Below are 1,460 nucleotides of genomic sequence, written 5' to 3' on the forward strand. Positions count from 1 at the left end.
TGCAAATCCCCCAACATCGCCCCGGCCGCATCACCGTCTTGCCAGTTCTGCCACGCCAACATCACCTGAACCAACGGATGATGCGTCAACGACCGCGCCGGATTGAGCCGCTCCACCAACACCTCAAACGGCACATCCTGATGCTCATAGGCAGCCAAACTGCGCTGACGCACCTGCGCCAACAACTCCGCCACCGTGGGATCAGCACCCAAATCCACCCGCAACACCAACGTGTTGACGAAAAAACCCACCAACTCATCTAGCGCAGGATCACGCCGCCCCGCGATCGGAAAACCCACCGCCACATCAACACTGGCGCTGATCTTCGACAACAACACCGCCAACGCAGCCTGCACCACCATGAAACTGGTCGCATTATGCTCACCGGCCACCTGACGCACCCGCGCCTGCAACTCAGCCGGCCACTCCACCGCCACCGTGGCCCCGCGATAATCCGCCACCGCCGGATACGGCCGATCCGTGGGCAACTGCACCCGCTCGGGCATCCCGGCCAACACATCTTCCCAATACGCCAACTGCCCAGCGATACGACTACCACTGTCCTCGAGCTCACCAAACTGCGCCCGCTGCCACAACGTGTAATCGACATACTGCACCGCTAACGGCGCCCACCCCGGCACCTGCCCCACCGACCGACCGGCATAGGCCACACCCAAATCCCGCACCAACGGCCCCACCGAAGCCCCATCAGCAGCGATATGATGCACCACCGCCACCAACACATGCTCATCCTCGGCAACACGGAAAAGCTGCGCCCGCAACGGAATCTCAACCGCCAAATCAAACGCATACCGCGCCGCAGCCCCGATCGCCTCCTCCAACCGGCCCACCGACCAACCAGCAGCATCCACCACCCGCCAACCGAAATCGGCTTGCTCAGTTGGGATGACTACTTGCTGAGCCGTTCCCTCCAGGGTGGCGAACACGGTGCGCAGGCTCTCGTGACGGTCCACCACGTCAGACAGCGCCGCACCCAACGCCTCGACATCCAGGGGGCCGCGCAGCCGCAGCGCCACCGCCAAGTTGTAGACCGGTGACGGGCCATGCAGCTGATCCAGGAACCACAACCGGTTCTGCGCGAACGACAGCGGAACCACCGCAGGCCGCTCAACGGCCACCAACGGCTCCAGCCCACCTCCACCGGCACCGATACGGGGCGCCAATTGGGCGACCGTCGGCGCCTCGAACAAGATGCGGACCGCCAGGCCGGCGCGCAACGTCTTGTTGGCTGCTGCGATGACCCGCATCGCCGACAACGAATCGCCACCCAGGTCGAAGAACGAGTCGTCAACGCCGACCCGCTCGAGCCCGAGCACCTGGGCATAGATGCCGGCCAGGATCTCTTCGACCGCGCCGACCGGCGCGCGGTAGTGATCGCCCTCCCGATAGTCCGGTGCCGGCAAGGCACGGACATCGAGTTTGCCGTTGGCGGTCAACGG

General features: G+C 64.5%; 1 protein-coding gene. It reads right to left on the reverse strand.

Annotated features, from left to right (window positions below; all coding sequences use genetic code 11):
• Positions 1 to 1,460, reverse strand: a 1,460-nt coding sequence (locus tag A5652_RS10410; RefSeq protein ID WP_232001155.1) for a condensation domain-containing protein, incomplete at both ends; no start/stop codon positions are given.

The organism is Mycobacterium sp. 1165178.9, assembly GCF_001673555.1.
In the GTDB taxonomy this organism is placed as follows: Bacteria; Actinomycetota; Actinomycetes; order Mycobacteriales; family Mycobacteriaceae; genus Mycobacterium.